The organism is Hubeiibacter jixunmingi, from assembly GCF_041928215.1.
Lineage (GTDB): Bacteria > Pseudomonadota > Gammaproteobacteria > Pseudomonadales > Moraxellaceae > Acinetobacter.
The window spans coordinates 1-14,924 of sequence record NZ_JBHFHK010000059.1 but is presented as its reverse complement, the minus strand read 5'-3'; the positions used below and the strand labels follow the sequence as shown (position 1 = coordinate 14,924).

The following is a 14,924-nucleotide window of genomic DNA, read 5'->3' as shown; positions in this document are numbered from 1 at the left end:
AACACGTCGCGCTGATGGTAGTGTGGGCTCAACCATGCGAGAGTAAGTCATCGCCAGCTCTTTATTCCTAACCACCCCTACTAAAATGTAGGGGTGGTTTTTTATTGGCTTAAAATTTTAAGCATTTTTTTACTCATTTGTACTTACATCAGTTTGCTTATGAAAATAAACATTGTAAGCTTCAATAAACAGATATTTCGTACGCTGTTGTTACAGTTGAGGTTTAAGTAATTACATTAAAAGCTAAATGATAATGATAATAAAAATCATTAGTTAGTTAACTATCATTATTCTTAATTTTTAAATTAAATCAATAACTTATGTTGTTTATTTTATTGATATTGCTTGCATATAGGTCTAAAATTATGCATAATCTATCCATCTATAAATTTGGAAAAAGCACTATGAAAGGCAACCCAGAAGTTATTGACTATTTAAACGCTTTGATTAGCGGTGAATTGGCAGCTCGTGACCAATATTTAATTCATTCTCGTATGTATGAAGACTGGGGACTAAACAAGATTTACGAACGTATTAACCATGAAATGCAAGAAGAACAAGAGCATGCTGATGCGATTATTCGCCGTGTGTTGTTTTTAGGTGGCACACCAAATATGAATCGTGATGGTTTAGAAATCGGGTCAGACGTTGTGTCTTGCTTAAAAGCTGATTTAAAACTCGAATATGAAGTACGTGAAGCTTTGGCAAAAGGCGTCAAATTGTGCGAGGAGAAAGGGGATTACGTTAGCCGTGATCTTTTACGTCAGCAGATGTCTGATACCGAAGAAGACCATACTTATTGGTTAGAAAAACAATTGGGTTTGATTGAAAAGATCGGCTTACAAAATTATATTCAATCGCAGATGTAATTTGATTTTATTTCGCTAAGATATTAGAATTGTAGAACAGCCAATTATTTAATAATTGGCTGTTTTTTCTTTTAATGGGTAATGATATAGGCAACGTTGAATTTGTACGTTTTGATACAGATGGTTATCAATTCATAAGCTTGGCAGATTCTGCAGAAGGTTATCAAAAAGAAATTGCGAGTTTGAATGTTCAAACTAACGATTCAATCTTGCATCTGAATCAGCATTCACCATTCTTAATTGATTCTGAATTATATAAAAAATTGAATGTAAGAATGCAACAGGATACCGATAGTGAAACGCATACAGTTGAAAAATTGCTATCTTTAATGCATACCCCTATGATTATTAATGGTGTAGTTGTTAGGGATAACTGTATTGTTAATGAAGAACTATTTAGAAAAGCTGTAGACAATGTCTCAATTTATGGTAGTAATGTTGGATTAAATGATATCTCTTTGCATGAGCAAGTTTCAACATATTATGATGCAGTGGTCAATCCTTATGAAGATTATGTTTATAATATTGAAGTAGCTGATAATCATACTTACTTTGTGGGGTATGATGGGGTTTGGGTGCATGACATTAACGGTTGTTTTTAATGACGATGAGTTATTTAATCATCTTGGATGCTTACATTTATAGCGATGTTTACCTGATTACTTGCCATTTTTCTTAACCTAATTTGAACTGCTAAATGAGCAATTTTTTATTTAAAACGTTTGAAGTCCTTGAAAGCCTTATAGCTTAAGGCTTTCAAAGAATATTAGCACCTACTTTCTTCGTTACGCCAAAATTTATTAGAAACTTCCACTTTTTTTAAAAGACGGAAAATATTGAATTAAAAAGGCATTCAATATATTATTAAACTTTTGGGGTATTGATGAGATTGATGGTGAGTTTTGTTTAAGACCAAATGCGATTGAAAAGCATAAACTTTGGCTTACTCGCCATAATCATAATCAATTGCGTATAAGTTAAGTTATTTGTAGTTTGGGTTTATTGGGGCAGGAAGAATTAGCCATGAAATTTCAATATTTTGTCATTAAATCGGCTTATGAATCACAAAAAGTACCAGAGCAGATAATGCAATATTGATTAAATGCTTGAGGGAAATAAGATTTAAGTTGAATATACTATTCATCGTATATTTATGTAAGATAAATGAATTGTCATATAAGTGAACTTTGATGAGCAATGATGAGTTAGCAAAAATTTTAAATATCAAAGATATTCTTGCAAATAAGGATAGAAAATTATCTATACCTGAATATCAACGTCCATATAAATGGCAAATTCGTCATGTGCAACAATTGGTAAATGATTTATTGCTACATTTTAAAGAAGAAAAAATTTATCGTATTGGTACAGTAGTGATTCATAAAAATGATAATTATGATATTGTGGATGGACAACAGCGTATCGTAACGCTGTCTTTATTATTATATGTTTTAGGTTTAGATAAAGAAGAATTATGCATTTTAAAATCTAAATTTAATCATAGTATTAGCTATTATAATATTAAACAAAATTATGACTATTTAAAGCATTATGTTGAGGAGAGTTTTATTTCATCTGATGAGATAAAACAATTTAAAGATTATATTTTAAATACTTGCCAAATGGTATATGTGGAGTTAAATCAGTTGGATGAAGCTTTTCAATTTTTTGATTCACAAAATGCACGGGGTAAACCGCTCGAATCTTATGACCTGCTAAAAGCTTATCATTTGCGTGAGATGAAAGACAAGCCCGAATCTGTGGTTAAAATGTGTGTGAAAAACTGGGAGAAAACTGCCTTAGCATCAGATTATAGCGTTAATTTAGATATGATTATCAATAAGGTATTATTTCGTTTACGTCGTTGGCAATATGCTCAAGATGCAGAATATTTTGATAGTGGGCGTTTAGATACTTTTAAAGGGGTATCCGAAAATAGAGATTACCCTTATTTAAATGCTATTCAATCGGCAATGGCTTTACAGCAGTTTACGCAAGGCAATGCATTTTTATTTCAAGATAAATTTACCAAGCCCTGTTTTCAAATCAATCAGCCGATATTAAATGGAGAATATTTTTTTCATTATATTCAGTATTATTGTGAACTATACGAGAAATTGTTTAATAGAGAATCAGGTCGCTTGACTTTAATTAAAAAAATCAATGGTGTGGATTTGAGGGAAAATCTCATTGCATTTTTAGATAGCTACACAGGGTGTACACGTGCAGGAGATCGTTATTTACGTCGATTATTTGAAAATGTAGTCATTAGTTATTTTGATAAATTTGGTGATGTGCATATTGAACACTTTGTGAATAAAGCATTTTGGTGGGTTTATCGGCTACGTTTTCATCATCAAAGGATTGGTTATACCACTATGCAAAATGAAGCAATTCAAGCAAATAGTTTATTAAATTTTATTGAACGAGCGAATACGCCAGAAATGGTATTGCAATTTCAACGACAATCATTTGAGGAAAAGTTTGATAATGTTGATGAGACGATGAAGTCAATTTTTGGGTTAAATGAAGGGGAATCAAAATGACAGTTAATATACAGCAACCAGTGACGTTAGGTGTTAAAGCGTTGATGAGTAAAGATCAGTATCTTATCCCTATTTATCAGCGAAATTATGCTTGGGGTGATACAGAAATTGAATTGCTATTGACAGATATTTATCAAGCTTTTATGCGGAATAAAGAAAAAAACTATTATATTGGTAGCTTGGTGGTTTCTAAAAATCAGCAATATTTTGAAGTGATTGATGGTCAGCAACGTTTGACTACGTTTACTTTATTAATGGGATTTTTAAGACATAAGTTTTCTTATTTAGATTTACCAAAGTGCAAAAATATTGGCTTTGAATATCGAGAGTCGTCTAATCAGGTATTAAATCAAGTATTTACTTTGCAAGATTTTTCAAAAATCAATGACTTTGATCAGCATTTTAAAATGGCTTTAAAATCTATTGAAAAGCATTGGGGCGATAAGGAGCAAGACTTTGCAGAATTTTTATTAAATCAGGTGCAAATAATTCGCACTGAAGTTCCTCCACAAACAGATTTAAACCATTATTTTGAAATCATGAATACGCGTGGTGAACAATTGGAAAAACATGAAATTTTGAAATCGAGATTGATGTCAAAATTGAGTACTAATCACGCCGAAAAGAATGAAAGTCAAAGCTTGGCATCAGAGCAGATAGCCTTTGCAAAAATTTGGGAAGCTTGTTCCGATATGAGCCGATATGTGGTGATGGGCTTTGATGCAAATATACGTGCAAATGAAGTATTATTTGGTGAAAATTGGGATAAAATGCCATGTGACAATTTTGACAATATCGCAAAATTATTTCAAGAACAACCTAGTAATGACGATAAAAAAAAATATTGGACATCATTAATGCTAATGGCTTTTCTCTGGAAAATAAAGATAAAGTAAAAGAGAAATCGGAACGCTTTCATTCTGTGATTGATTTTTCTAACTTTTTAATGCACGTTTTAAGAATTTATCTTGAGAAAAAATATGAAAGCAAAGATGATATTCGTAATATTTCATTGGATACCAAATTTTTAATGGATAGTTTTGAAAAGTTGTTAAAATCTGGTGCTAATGATATTAAAGAGTTTGGTATTATTTTACTTCAATGTCGCTATTTATTTGACCGATATGTTATTAAAACAGATCAATCTAAAGAGAGAGATGATCATTGGTCTTTATTAACCATAAAACCCTCTAAGTCTACTAGCTACCAGTATAATAATAGCTTTGATGATGAATATTATCAGAATAACGTGGTTATGCTATTGTCAATGTTCCATGTTTCACACCCTGCACAGATTTATAAAAACTGGTTATATGCAGTGATGCGTTGGCTGTTCAAAAAAGGAAATCATTTTGATGCAACGGCATATATTGATTTTCTTGAAAAATTAAGTGATCGTTATTATTTTAATTATTATTGTAGTTCAAGAGAGCCTGAAACTTTTTTTAATATTCTCTACGAAGATCATCTTGAGTTAAATAAAGCATTAAATACAGCATTTTTGGATACAGGAACGAATGTTCCGAATTTTATTTTTAATCGCTTAGATTATCTATTATGGAAAAATAAAGTAGCTAAATATGATAAGTTCCGCTTTACTTTCCGTAGTTCAGTTGAGCATTTTTATCCACAAAATCCAGATAAAGAGAATATTGAACAAGATATTGATAAAGCGACATTGGATCACTTTGGTAATTTATGTTTAGTATCATCCAGTATCAATTCAAAATTTAGTAATAATATGCCAAAAGCAAAGAAAGCGAATTTTGCCAATACCGCATATTTTAGTCTAAAGCTAGATGAAATGATGTCATTGGCAGATAGTTGGGCGAAAGAAAAGATTATCGAGCATGGCGATAAGATGAAAGACATTTTGAATACCACATCTAATAGTCCATTCAACCCATAGAACAGCCATGTCAAACTCAATCTTAACCGCTCAATTATGTGGCATTACTTTTCAAGGCAATACCCATAATAAATTACAGCAAGATGCATTTTTCTTTGTGGAAAATTGTTATCAAAAAGCACTAGGCATCACCGCAGTAAAATGCTGTGATAATGCTTTTTGTGTGGCGGTGGCAGATGGCGTGTCACAATCGCCTTTATCAGGTTTTGCATCTAAAATAGCCGTGCAAAGTGTAAAGAAATTATGGCAAGACTATTTAGATCAACCAAGTCAAAGCCCAATCATGGCGATGCAGACGATTTATCAGATGGTCGCTACTGCACCAAGACGCTATTATGGGGCAATGACTACATTAGCTTTACTTTATCGAAAAATCAATGACAATCAAATTGTGATTAAGCATATTGGTGATAGTCGGGTGTATTTGTATCGGCAAGGACAATGGCAATGCCTAACCAAAGACCATAATTTTTTAAATGAATGGCTGACGGAGCAAGCTCAACAAGGCAATGAAATACAAGACACACAGCAAGAACATGCCAGTGTCTATCACACTTTGACCGATTATCTGACCATTGATGCTGATTTGGATAGCAATCCGATGCCAAAGTACGATAGTCAAATTTTATCCGTACAAAGCGATGATTGTTTACTGGTCTGTAGCGATGGTGTGTATGACTTAGTACCTTGTGGGCAATGGCAAGCCATTAATAAATATACTGATTTGCAAGCATGGCTCAAGCAATTACGCCTACAAATTTATCAATCTGAAGGTAAAGCATATGATAATGCCACAGCAGTAGTTATCCGTTTTAATCATTAAAACTAAAATATGTCAGCGTAAAAAAATGCGAGTTTTAACTCGCATTTTTATCGTTACATCAAATAATGGGAAATATTATTTATCTGTACCATTTGGTAATTTGATTGGTGCTTGGTGGAACCATTTTTGATAAATAGTTTGGTATTCACCACTCTTAACCACGTTCAATAAACCAGTATTGATCTTTTTAGCCAAATCAGTCTGGCTGTTCTTCAAGACAAAAATCAGCGGATAATTATCATGATATTCGGCAATTTTACCATGTATTTTAAATGACAGATTATATTGCGTCTTGATATTATGGAGATAATAGCTCATTACACCAGAATCACCAACAGTCGCTTCAGCACGGCCTGTTGCCAAATCTTGTAGGTTTAAGAAAGCAGTATTTCGTGTGATGAGATTATCCGCTGTAGCTGTAGTACCTTTAATTTTGGTGATATCATCTACATAAGCCGTGTCTGATAATAAAGACACTTTGACATCTTTAAGTGACGCCAATGAATTGTAAGGCCCAGCACCTTCTTTACTGACAATCGTATCTGCTGAAAAGATATATGGCTGTGACAGGCTATATTCATTCATGCCTTCTTCACCATCTACGTCAGTATGGTGCAGACCACCGCCCAAGATATCGTAGCTTTGTTTCTTGATTGCTTCTCTGGTTACATTCCAGTTAATGAGGTCAGTCTTTAGGGTAAAACCTTGATCTTTCGCAACAGCCTGTAATACTTCAACGTCAAACCCTGACGGCACACCTTTTTCGCCACGTAAGCTGTATGGTGCATAGTCCGCATCGACACCCAAAGTGTATACAGGTAAGTTAGGATCATTGGTCTGTACCTGACTTGCAGCAGCTTGGCTCGCTGACTTTGCTTCAGATGCACTGCTTGTTGTAGGTGCTTTACCAGAGCATGCTGCTAACAGCATTAGGCTACAAAGAGACAGACTGTGTCCCCATTTTGTAGAAATAAACATTTTAAACCTCGGTATTAATCCATTTTCAAAATTAAAATACACATAAAAAACGCAAGGTATTTTATAGATTACAGCAATTATTGTCTTTAAATCACAAAATATGCCACTTTTACATTCAAAACATTATATCAGTACAATCTACGTTGTATAAATATTTGTTACTTAAAAGTTATTATACTTTGGTCTAATATTTGTATTATTGGCTGTAAATGAGAATAATTATATGTTATAAATGATATTTATGGAATCTTAAGTCTCTAATTTAAAAATATCTTATTCACATTTAAACAGTAAACATAGCAAATATGCACACAAAAATTATGTTCATATTATGTATAAATTTTAATTTTATGTAAAAAAACTTGGTTTTTTTTAAAAACAGAGTAAATTAATCAAATATTGTTAATAGGTTTAGTAGATGCAGACAACACACTATCGTCTGAGTCTAGCCGTTCTTGGAGTAAAGCATGAGTATTATTAGTGAATTTAAGGAATTTGCCCTCAAAGGCAATGTTATGGATTTGGCAATTGGTGTAATCATCGGTGGTGCATTTGGTAAGATCATCGATTCTATGGTTAAAGACATCATGATGCCGATCATTTCGTTTATCTTAGGTGGCGAAGTTGATTTCAAAGATATGTTTATTGTATTGGGCAACAATCCAAACAATATCCAATCATTAAAAGCAGCACAAGAAGCAGGCTTAAACGTACTTGCTTATGGTAACTTCATTACAATCGCAATCAACTTCTTGTTATTGGCAATGGTCGTGTTCATGATGGTTAAGGGTATGAACAGCATGCGTCGTAAAAAAGAAGCTGAACCAGAAGCACCAGCTGCAACACCAGAAGATATCGAATTATTGCGTGAAATTCGCGATCAATTGAAAAATCGTCCATAATAATATACAGACATCCGTATAGATTGATAAAATGGCAAATCCACGGATTTGCCATTTTTTTATCGAACGGGATATTATGTCACGTGCAAAACGGCTATTGACAAAAAACAAGATCTTTACCAAGATAGCCTGCTTTATAATTGTCTTTAATCATTTCAATTTTTGAGCATAATATGCATATTGATACTTTAATTATTGGTGCAGGTATTTCAGGTATCGGCATGGCAGTTTATTTACAAAAACATTGTCCTAAACGTCATTTCCTGATTCTAGAGCATCGTGAGCGATTAGGTGGTACATGGGATTTATTTCGCTATCCGAACATTCGTTCTGATTCGGATATGTTAACTTTTTCTTACGGCTTTAAGCCTTGGCAAGACAAAAAATTATTTGCAAGCGGACAAGCAATTTTGGATTATTTACAAGAGACTGCTGAGCAATATCAAATTTTACCTAAAATCAAATTTCAGCATCAAGTTAAGTCTTTAAATTGGGATACGCAAAAAAAAATATGGCAAATCACCATTGTGCATCATGCTCAAGTGATTGAAATGACTGCCAACTTTGTGATAGGTGCAACAGGCTATTATCAGTATGAGCAAGGCTTTATGCCTGATTTTGCAGAGCAAGAAAAATTCCAAGGGCAAATTATTCATCCTCAGCATTGGCAACACGATTTGGATGTAAAAAATAAACAAGTCGTGGTGATTGGCAGTGGGGCAACGGCGATTACTTTGGTTCCAGCTTTGGTAAAACAAGGGGCAAAAGTCACCATGTTACAACGCTCGCCCACTTATGTAGTGGCTTTACCAGAGCAAGATCAACTTTACTTAAAATTACAAAAAATCTTGCCACAGCCATGGGTATATCAATTGGCACGACAGCGTAATATTTTGACTCAACAAGCCTTGTATTTATTTGCCAAGAAAAAACCAAAATTACTGCAAAAAGTACTGCATTTTGCCACCAAAAAACAATTACAAGGTAAAGTCGATATTAAACATTTCTCACCAAACTATTTGCCTTGGCAACAAAGATTATGTGTTGCACCCGATGGTGACTTGTTTAAAGTGTTACGCGATGGACAAGCCAAAATTTATACGGAGCAGATTGAAAAGTTTGATCAAACAGGCATTATACTAAATAACGGTGAGCATTTAGATGCAGATATTATCATTAGTGCGACAGGATTAAACATTGCTTTATTTGGTGGGGCGGAGTTGAGTATTGATGGGCAAGATATCGATTTGTCACAGCGTTTGATGTATAACGGATTGTTAATGAATAACGTGCCGAATTTTGTGATGCTGGCAGGTTATCCGAATGCATCTTGGACTTTACGTATTGATATTATTGCCGATTATATTTGCCGATTATTAAATGAAATGCAAGATAGAAAAGCCCAAGTGCTGTATGCCGACGGCACCAATGCCAAAAGTTATCCGATTTCTACCTTGGGCAGTGCTTTAAATGCAGGTTATGTAAAACGTGCAGAAAAACTTTTACCAAGACAAGGCAAAGCACGTCCATGGCGTGGTTTTGCCAGTTATTATGCAGAGAAATTATATCTAAAACGAGCGAAATTTGATGACGGAATTTTAAAGTTTGAATAGTTCTGATAGATAGTTCAAATCGCGTAGGTGTAAAAAAGGGCATATACGAAATGCCCTTTTTTGCGGAATATGCTATGGATTCTAACTTTTTTCAGGTGGCGGTGATGACTCAGCATGTTTGAGTTGATCTTGAATATCATGCAGTTTGTGAACATGCTCAGGCGTAGCTTGTGGTAAATTTTCATGTACCCATTCACGCCAAATTGCCAATAATACAGTCAAAATTACAGGACCGATAAACAATCCAATCAAACCGAAACTAGCAATTCCACCCAATACGCCAAACATAATAAATAGGAATGGAATTTTGGTTGCCCCAGAAATCACCAATGGACGAATAACGTTATCAGCACTGCTGACAATCGCCACGCCCCACACCATAATACCAATCGCATGCATGGTCAAACCTTTGGAGAGTAGCCACAATGCCACACCTGTATAAGCTACGGGCGTACCAAAGGGAATCAATGCCAAAACAAAGGTAAGTAATGTCAAAAGCATTGGATTTGGCACACCAGCTACAGCATAGCTTGCCCCAGCCAACAAAGACTGTGCTACAGCTGTTAAGCCTACACCATAGACAACGGCACGCGTTGTATCAGAAATCGTTTGGAAATAATGATTAATGCGTTCGCCAATCACCATATAAAATGCACGGCGAATCTGTTCTAACAGTACATTACCATCACGATATAAAAAGAACAAAGATAAAAAAGCAAAAAACATTTTGGTGAAATTACGACTAATTTCACCCAAAACTACTTTGCTATAACCAGAATGTGATTGTACCCAAACTGTAATACTGTCTGTTAATGCAGTAGGATTGGCATTTAAGTCTTTAAAAAGTCGTTGTAATTCTTGCCCCACGATGGGTAAGCTTCTGATGCTATCAGGTAGCTTGATACCTCCAGAATAGAATTGGTGCTGAATTTCTAAGAATAATTGTCGCCCTTCATTTTTGAGTAAAAATATACCAAAAATCAATGGTATGCCAACGATCAATGAAAGCATTACCGTCATGATTAAGGCACTTAGATTTTTACGCTGACCGCACCAAAAGTGAATACGACGATAAACAGGCCATGTCATATAAGCGATAATTGCAGCCCAAACCACAGGCACAATAAAGTATTTTAAGATTTCAAAACTTAAAACAATAAGACCAATTAACAGTCCAAATAATAAAAAACGTTGTAAAGTTGGGGCATGCTTTTTCATCGGCGTACCTAGCATCATCTGTGAACTACATCAAAAATTTGCTCAAGCATAGCACAACTCGCTTGGGTATAGCTGAGCTTTTTGTTATTATTTTTCTTCAAATTTTTGGATAATCCGTATGAATATTTTACTCTTGGCTCTTGGTGTTGTACTGGGTGTTGCCCTGACTAGTCTTTGGTTTGTATTTATCCAAATCAGACAGGTACAAGCAGAACATGAGCGTGATATTTATCAGTTACAACAAATGCATCAACAACAGATACATGAATTGGCGTTACAGCAACAGCAACAGATTCAAGAAGCACAAAAGCGTAGCGTCAATACCAGCCGGGCGGTACTTAAAGGTAAAATGGCAGAACAATTTGCCCCTTTTTTTCCAGAATTTCATTATTTGCCCAGTGATGCCAAGTTTTTGGGTGACCCTGTCGATTATGTGATTTTTTCAGGTTATCACGATTTTAGGGAAGGTATTATCGATGCGGATGAGATTGAAATTGTACTTTTAGATATCAAATCAGGTGGTGCTAGACTCAGCAAAGGTCAGGTAGCAATTCAAAAAGCCATCCAACAAGGTCGAGTGCGTTTTGAGAGTTTGCGATTGGATATTTGAGCTAAGTGTTAGAAATATAAAAAATTACCGTTTTTGCGAGTTGCACATAGAAAAGTTAAAAAAATGTCATATTAAGCGTAAAAAAATGTAATTATTTTCACCTTAACGCTTCAATTTCCGTTAATATCTTAGCAATTTTTTATTGACGCTGATTTGACTGTTTACTGAAACACTGAGCAAACTGATTGCTTACGGTCAAATCCATAATATCGACAAAATTTTAGGTGCCAAATGATAGACTCTGAAGGTTTCCGACCAAACGTCGGGATCATTTTGGCAAACGATTGGGGACAAGTTCTCTGGGCGAAGCGTATCGGTCAAGATGCGTGGCAATTTCCGCAAGGTGGAATTCAATATGGTGAAACGTCTGAACAGGCGCTGTATCGTGAATTGTACGAAGAAGTAGGGTTATTACCCGAACAGGTTGAAATCATTGCACAGACCAAAGGCTGGTTGCGTTATCGTTTGCCTTATCGTTACGTTCGTAACGATAGCCGTCCGCTCTGTATCGGACAAAAACAGCAATGGTTTTTATTAAGATTGCTTGGATCAAGTAACCAAATACAGCTTAACCAAGTTGAACCTGCCGAGTTTGACGACTGGCAATGGGTTAGTTATTGGTATCCGCTAGGACAGGTTGTGAACTTCAAAAGAGAAGTATATCGACGTGCGATGGCTGAGTTATTACCAGCCTTAGGACATCATTTGCAACATGTAAGTGCTTGTGAAAGATAGTTTGAAATCAATGAGATAGTTTGCAATGCAGGCTATTTCTTTTTTTATAAACCATAACAAAATCGGAAAATATTGTTATTTTGATAATATCATTGTTTTTTCTAATTGATTTTAATAATTTAATCTGTTTTACGAATCCAAATTTGCCATCTATACTGCATGCATGACCAGAGTTGAACAATCATTATGCGATGCATTACCAAGATGATTGTCGCTCACCACCCACAATTTGCTTTAGCTCGTGCTCAGAATATCCGTACTGCCAAAGCAAAATATTGAAGGAATGAGAATATGCATACCGTTGAAAAAGAGTTAAATGACAGCACCAAACATCATGAGCAACCAGTGAGCAAATGCCCTGTACATGGCTCAAATACACGTGATGGGCAAACGCCAATGGCATGGTGGCCAAAAACGTTAAATTTAGATATCTTGCATCAACATGATAAAAAGACCAACCCATTGGGTGAAGACTTCAATTATGCTGAAGAGTTTGCCAAAATTGATTTGGAAGAATTAAAGCAAGATGTACGTAATCTTTTAAAAGACAGCCAAGATTGGTGGCCTGCTGATTATGGTTACTACGGTGGCTTGATGGCACGTTTGTCTTGGCATGCAGCAGGTTCTTACCGTGCGACGGACGGTCGTGGTGGTGCGAACACAGGTAACATCCGTTTTGCACCGTTAAACTCATGGCCTGATAACGGTAACTTGGATAAAGCACGCCGTTTATTGTTCCCAATCAAGAAAAAATATGGCAATCGCTTGTCATGGGCTGACTTGATTGTGCTTGCAGGTACGATTGGCTATGAAGCTGCTGGCTTAAAAACTTTTGGTTTTGCAGGTGGTCGTGAAGACATTTGGCATCCAGAAAAAGACACTTACTGGGGTTCTGAAAAAGAATGGTTAGCACCGACAGGCTCAGAAGGTAACCGTTGGAGCGAAGGTCGTGATTTAGAAAATCCATTGGCTGCGGTAATGATGGGTCTGATCTATGTTAACCCTGAAGGTGTAGATGGTAAGCCAGATCCACTCAAGACAGCGGTAGACATGCGTATCACTTTCGAACGTATGGGCATGAATGATGAAGAAACTGTTGCCTTGACAGCTGGTGGTCATACTATCGGTAAGGCACATGGTAATGGTGATGCATCAAAATTATCTGCAGAGCCTGAAGCAGGCGAAATCGAAAATCAAGGTTTTGGCTGGTTAAACCCAGAAGGTCCAGGCAAAATCACTTCAGGTATCGAAGGTGCTTGGACAACCAATCCAACACGTTGGGACAATGAATTCTTCAAATTATTGTTCAAATACGAAGACAAGTTTGTCAATGTCAAATCTCCAGCGGGTGCAAACCAGTGGGAACCGTCTGAAATGGACGAAGAAGATATGCCAGTCGATTCATTCGACCCAAGCAAAAAACGCAAAATCATGATGACTGATGCGGATATGGCATTGATCAAAGATCCTGAATATCGCAAGATTTCACAACGTTTTATGGAAGATCAATCAGCTCTTGACGATGCCTTTGCACGTGCATGGTTCAAATTAACACACCGTGATATGGGTCCAAAGAGTCGTTACTTGGGTGCGGACGTTCCAGCAGAAGATTTGATTTGGCAAGATCCAATTCCAGCAGTAGATTACACCTTGTCTGATGCTGAAGTTGCAGAATTGAAAGATAAAATCTTGGCTTCTGGTTTGAGTGTTTCTGAATTGGTTGCAACGGCTTGGGATTCAGCACGTACTTATCGTGGTTCGGACTTCCGTGGTGGTGCAAATGGTGCACGTATCCGCTTAGCGCCACAAAAAGACTGGATGGGTAACGAGCCAGAACGTTTACAGAAAGTCTTAGCAGTATTGGAGAAAATCTCGAATGAATCTGCGAAGAAAGTCTCTATTGCTGACTTAATCGTCTTGGCAGGTACTGCGGCGGTTGAGAAAGCAGCCAAAGATGCTGGCGTAAATGTCACAGTTCCATTTGCTTCGGGTCGTGGTGATGCGACACAAGAACAAACGGATGTTGCATCATTCGAATACTTGAAACCTGTACATGATGGCTTCCGTAACTTCCAAGAAGCACACTATGTACCACAACCAGAAGAGCTATTACTTGACCGTGCTCAGTTACTTGGCTTGACTGCAAAAGAAATGACTGTATTGGTGGGTGGTTTACGTGTATTGGGTGCAAACCACGGTGGTAGCAAACACGGTGTGTTTACGGATAACGTTGGCGTGTTAAGCACAGACTTCTTCACTAACTTGACTGATATGAGCAATGAGTGGAAACCAACTGGTCGTAACAGCTACAACATTGTAAACCGTAAATCTGGTGAAACTAAATTTACTGCGACACGTGTAGATTTGGTATTCGGTTCAAACTCAATCCTACGTGCTTATGCTGAATTGTATGCACAAGATGATGCAAAAGAGAAATTTGTCAAAGATTTCGTTGCAGCATGGGTTAAAGTAATGAACGCAGACCGCTTTGATTTGAAAAAGTAATTTTCTAACACAGCGTAAAGCGTAGATTTTATTCAAAACGGTATGACTTTCGAGTCGTACCGTTTTTTGTACAATTCAACCACATATATAGGACTTACGCAAACCTAACCGAAGGGCAACGAAGTTGCTCACAAATATGGTCATCAAGAAGCCCTTGCTTAATTTGATACATCGTTTTACCTAACTGACTAGCAAGTCTAGCAAAGCAGACCCAAA

Annotated in this window: 13 protein-coding genes; 11 read left to right on the top strand and 2 right to left on the bottom strand. The window is 36.1% G+C overall.

Features of this window, described 5'->3' with window-relative positions:
• Positions 1–404: 404 nt before the first annotated feature.
• The 6 genes from ftn (at position 405) to ACEYX7_RS08860 (ending at position 6,147) form a co-directional block, all read left to right on the top strand.
• A complete protein-coding gene (ftn, locus tag ACEYX7_RS08885) occupies positions 405–869 on the top strand; it encodes a heteropolymeric bacterioferritin subunit Ftn (RefSeq protein WP_374804740.1) in 465 nt (154 codons plus the stop codon).
• Between the two features lie 74 nt (positions 870–943).
• Entirely contained in the window at positions 944–1,471 is a 528-nt protein-coding gene (locus ACEYX7_RS08880; RefSeq protein ID WP_374804992.1) for a hypothetical protein, read from the top strand.
• Between the two features lie 588 nt (positions 1,472–2,059).
• Positions 2,060–3,415, top strand: coding sequence for a DUF262 domain-containing protein (locus ACEYX7_RS08875; RefSeq protein WP_374806999.1), 1,356 nt, complete (start codon positions 2,060–2,062; stop codon positions 3,413–3,415).
• Positions 3,412–4,311: a DUF262 domain-containing protein gene (locus ACEYX7_RS08870; RefSeq protein WP_374804994.1), complete on the top strand. Its 900-nt coding sequence runs from the start codon at positions 3,412–3,414 to the stop codon at positions 4,309–4,311. The genes ACEYX7_RS08875 and ACEYX7_RS08870 overlap by 4 nt, the downstream gene beginning before the upstream one ends.
• Entirely contained in the window at positions 4,260–5,324 is a 1,065-nt protein-coding gene (locus ACEYX7_RS08865; protein WP_374900455.1) for an HNH endonuclease family protein, read from the top strand. Before ACEYX7_RS08870 ends, ACEYX7_RS08865 begins: the two co-directional genes overlap by 52 nt.
• A gap of 7 nt (positions 5,325–5,331) precedes the next feature.
• Positions 5,332–6,147 (top strand): PP2C family protein-serine/threonine phosphatase, encoded by an 816-nt coding sequence (locus tag ACEYX7_RS08860; protein WP_374900454.1) that lies wholly within the window; start codon positions 5,332–5,334, stop codon positions 6,145–6,147.
• A gap of 75 nt (positions 6,148–6,222) precedes the next feature.
• Here ACEYX7_RS08860 and ACEYX7_RS08855 read toward each other — a convergent pair whose 3' ends face one another.
• Entirely contained in the window at positions 6,223–7,125 is a 903-nt protein-coding gene (locus ACEYX7_RS08855) for a transporter substrate-binding domain-containing protein (protein ID WP_374806998.1), read from the bottom strand.
• A gap of 467 nt (positions 7,126–7,592) precedes the next feature.
• Between ACEYX7_RS08855 and mscL the strand changes: the two genes are divergently transcribed.
• Positions 7,593–8,027, top strand: a complete 435-nt coding sequence (gene mscL / locus ACEYX7_RS08850; protein ID WP_374804998.1) for a large conductance mechanosensitive channel protein MscL — start codon at positions 7,593–7,595, stop codon at positions 8,025–8,027.
• A gap of 173 nt (positions 8,028–8,200) precedes the next feature.
• Positions 8,201–9,640: a flavin-containing monooxygenase gene (locus ACEYX7_RS08845; RefSeq protein ID WP_374804999.1), complete on the top strand. Its 1,440-nt coding sequence runs from the start codon at positions 8,201–8,203 to the stop codon at positions 9,638–9,640.
• An 81-nt stretch (positions 9,641–9,721) separates the two neighbouring features.
• Here the strand turns inward: ACEYX7_RS08845 and ACEYX7_RS08840 are convergent, their stop codons facing one another.
• The gene (locus tag ACEYX7_RS08840; RefSeq protein WP_374805003.1) at positions 9,722–10,858 is read right to left on the bottom strand and encodes an AI-2E family transporter; all 1,137 of its coding nucleotides are present in this window, start codon (positions 10,856–10,858) and stop codon (positions 9,722–9,724) included.
• A gap of 118 nt (positions 10,859–10,976) precedes the next feature.
• Here ACEYX7_RS08840 and ACEYX7_RS08835 point away from each other — a divergent pair, with 118 nt between their 5' ends.
• From ACEYX7_RS08835 to katG, 3 genes are all read left to right on the top strand, one after another.
• Entirely contained in the window at positions 10,977–11,468 is a 492-nt protein-coding gene (locus ACEYX7_RS08835; RefSeq protein ID WP_374805000.1) for a Holliday junction resolvase-like protein, read from the top strand.
• A 231-nt stretch (positions 11,469–11,699) separates the two neighbouring features.
• On the top strand, positions 11,700–12,203 hold the full coding sequence (locus tag ACEYX7_RS08830) for an RNA pyrophosphohydrolase (RefSeq protein WP_374805001.1): 504 nt from the start codon (positions 11,700–11,702) through the stop codon (positions 12,201–12,203).
• A gap of 291 nt (positions 12,204–12,494) precedes the next feature.
• A complete protein-coding gene (gene katG, locus ACEYX7_RS08825; protein ID WP_374805002.1) occupies positions 12,495–14,708 on the top strand; it encodes a catalase/peroxidase HPI in 2,214 nt (737 codons plus the stop codon).
• The last annotated feature ends 216 nt before the right edge of the window (positions 14,709–14,924 follow it).